Raw genomic sequence first — 3,152 nt, 5'->3', positions numbered from 1 at the left:
GCCGAGAACCTCGACGTGTTCGGCTTCCGTCTCACCGCGGAGGACCTCGCCGCGATCGACCGACTCGACACCGGGCTGCGCGGCGGGCCGGACCCGGAGCTGCTGAACACCCGCAGCTTCCCCAAGGCCGTCGACAACTCCTGACCCCGATGACCGAAACCGACGCGAGTCCGGCCGCGGCGGCCTCCCGGGCGCCCCGGCCGGCCCACCCGGGCGCCGCGCTCGGCGTCGCGATGCTCGGCTTCTTCGTCGTCGCCCTGGACTCCCAGGTCGTCAACGTCGCCCTGCCGTCCATCCGCACCGACCTCGGCGGCGGCCTTGCCGGGCTGCAGTGGATCGTCACCGGCTACACGCTGATGTTCTCCGCCCTGATCCTGTTCGCCGGCACCTTCGCCGAGCGCCTCGGCGCCAAACGCGCCTACGGCGCCGGGATGATCCTGTTCGTCCTCGCCTCGGCCGCCTGCGGGCTCGCCCCGTCCTTGGGGGTGCTGATCGGCGCCCGCTTCGTCCAGGGCCTCGGCGCGGCGATGATCACCCCGACCGCGCTCGCGCTGATCCGCGAGGCGTACGAGGACGCCGGCCAGCGTGCCCGGGCGATCGCCTACTGGGCGATGGGCGGCTCCATCGCCGCCGCGGCCGGCCCGATCGTCGGCGGCGCGCTGACCCAGGTCAACTGGCGGATCATCTTCGACCTGAACCTGCCGGTCGGCATCCTCGCCCTGCTGATCCTCGCCCGGGTCGGCACCTCCCCGCGCCACCCCCGCCCCTTCGACTGGACCGGGCAGATCGCCGCCGTCACCGGGCTCGCCGCGCTCACCTACGCGATCATCGAAGGCGGCAACACCGGCTACGGACAGCCCACGATCCTCGCCGCGTTCGCCGTGTTCGTCATCGCCGTCATCGTGTTCCTCCTCGCCCAGCGGCGCGGCGACCACCCGATGGTGCCGCCGGACCTGTTCCGCTCCACCCCCGTCATCGTCGCGCTGGCCGCCGCGTTCATCGGCATGGTCGGCTTCTACGGCGTCGTTTTCGTCCAGAGCCTCTACTTCCAGCAGTTGCGCGGTCAGTCCCCGCTGGTCTCCGGGCTGCTGTTCCTGCCGATGACCGCGTGCGTGGCCGCCCTCAGCCCGCTGGTGCCCCGGGTGACCGCCCGGTTCGGGCTGCGCGTGCCGATCGTCGGCGGCCAGGCGCTCATGGTCGTCGGGCTCCTCGCCCTGGCCGGCATGCCGGCGTCGGCCCCGAGCTGGGTCGTCGCGCTGCTGATGATCCCGGTCGGGGTCGGCGGCGCCCTGACAGTCCCGCCGCTGACCAGCCTCCTCATCGACAGCGTGCCCGCCTCCCGGGCCGGCACCGCCAGCGGCGTGCTGAACATGGTCCGCCAGATGGGCGGCTCCCTCGGCGTCGCCGCCGTCGGCGCGGTCATCGCCGGACAAGCCAGCTTCGTGACCGGCCTGCGCATCAGCGTGATCGCCATCGCCGTGCTCGTGGCGATCACGACCCTGTGGAGTCTCGCACTCCGGCACGTCCCACACTGAGAGCGGGCCGGGCGCGTGCCGACAGCGCCCCCATGGGCCTCCGACTCGTGCGTAGCCTGCCAGGAGATCCGCCGCATGAGATCCGGCACGGCCGGAGTGCGGCGGCGAGGAAGGAGCGCATCCCATGTCACGTCCGAGACGAGCAGTCCCACGCAAGGTCCTGTATCTCGAGATCAAACGCAAGAACCCCGGGAAATCCGGTGTCCAGAACCCGACTGGCCGGATCAACAACTGGAGGAACGTCCTCAACGTCCTGCTGCTGGAACACGGTCACAGACTGGCCCACCACCAACTAGCGGAGGCGCTCACACACATAATTTCCGACCGACCCTGTTGCCCTCGTTGTCCGCTCGCCTAGCCCCGATTGAGCGGCTGGAGGATGGTGTCGGGTCCGGTCTTGATGCGGATGGAGAGCAGTTTGGTGGAGTTGAGGAAGACGAGGATGTCGGGGCCGAGGTGGATGATGGCGGCCTGGATGGGGCCGATCCAGCCCAGCAGTGCGGCGGTGATGCCGAGGATGTGGACGACGCCGACGCCGACGAACAGGTTCTCCTGGATGGTGCGGTAGGCGCGGCGGGCGATCGCGCGCACGCCCACGATCTTGCTGAGGTCGTCGGTCATCAGGGCGATGTCGGCGGCTTCGATCGCGGCTTGGGTGCCGCCGCCGCCCATCGCGATGCCGGTCTCGGCCAGGGCGAGGGCGGGGGCGTCGTTGATGCCGTCGCCGACCATGGCGACGCGTTCGCCGCGGGCCTGCATTGCCCGGATCGCCTCGACCTTGTCCTCGGGCAGGAGGTCGGCGTGGACCTCGTCGATGCCGAGCTGGTCGGCGACCCGGGCGGCGACGGTGGCGTTGTCGCCGGTGAGCATGGCGATGCGCTTGACGCCGTTGGCGCGCAGCGCGTCGATGGCGTCCTTCGCGCCGGGCCGGATCTGGTCTTCGAGGGCGATGCTGCCCAGTAGGCGGCCGTCGGCGGCGACGTGGATGACGGTGCCGGTCGCGGCGTCGGCGGGCACGGCGATGCCGGCGTCGGCGAGCAGGGCCGCGTTGCCGACCAGGACGGCGCGGCCTTCGACGCTGCCGGTGACGCCCCGGCCGGGCACGACTTGGAAGGCGCTGGGCTCGGGGATGGCGAGGCCGGTCTGGCGGGCGTGGGCGACGATCGCCTCGGCGAGCGGGTGGCTGGAGCGGCGGTCCAGGCCCGCGGCCAGGCGCAGCAGCTCCGCCTCGGTCGTGGTGCCGTCGGCGACGCGGATCGCGCTGACCTCGGGGGTGCCGGCGGTCAGCGTCCCGGTCTTGTCGAAGACGACCGTGGTCGCCCGGGCCAGGCTCTCCAGGTAGATGCCGCCCTTGACGAGGATGCCGCTGCGGGCGGCGCGGGCGATCGCGGCGATGATCACCATCGGGGTGGCCAGCGCGAGCTCGGCGGGCGAGGTGAAGATCATCAGGGTGACGACCTTGCTCACGTCCCGCGTGACGAGGAACACCACGATGAGGAACACGATGATGATCGGGATGAGCCAGGTGGCGACCTTGTCGGCCAGGCGCTGGACGGGGGCGCGGGAGTCCTCGGCGTCTTCGACGAGGGCGATGATCCGGGCGAACGTGGTGTTCTC

General features: G+C 71.5%; 2 protein-coding genes and 1 pseudogene. 2 read left to right on the top strand and 1 reads right to left on the bottom strand.

Going from position 1 to position 3,152, the window contains the following annotated elements; genetic code table 11:
* Positions 1 to 144 (top strand): annotated as a pseudogene (locus tag B7X32_RS19850) (aldo/keto reductase); the annotation flags it as partial.
* 5 nt (positions 145 to 149) lie between these two features.
* Complete coding sequence (locus tag B7X32_RS19845) at positions 150 to 1,535, top strand: MFS transporter (RefSeq protein ID WP_292723704.1); 1,386 nt, start codon at positions 150 to 152, stop codon at positions 1,533 to 1,535.
* Positions 1,536 to 1,889: 354 nt separating this feature from the next.
* Here B7X32_RS19845 and B7X32_RS19840 read toward each other — a convergent pair.
* On the bottom strand, positions 1,890 to 3,152 hold a 1,263-nt coding region (locus B7X32_RS19840), incomplete at its 5' end, for a cation-translocating P-type ATPase (protein WP_292723702.1).

Source organism: Microbacterium sp. 13-71-7, from assembly GCF_002257455.1.
Lineage (GTDB): Bacteria > Actinomycetota > Actinomycetes > Actinomycetales > Microbacteriaceae > Microbacterium.
Note: the sequence above shows the minus strand (reverse complement) of the source record. Positions and strands in the feature narration are given on the sequence as shown.

What these genes read in the sequence shown, in the direction of transcription:
- B7X32_RS19845 (WP_292723704.1), top strand. Translation starts at nt 150, where the DNA reads ATGACCGAAACCGACGCGAGTCCGGCCGCGGCGGCCTCCCGGGCGCCC.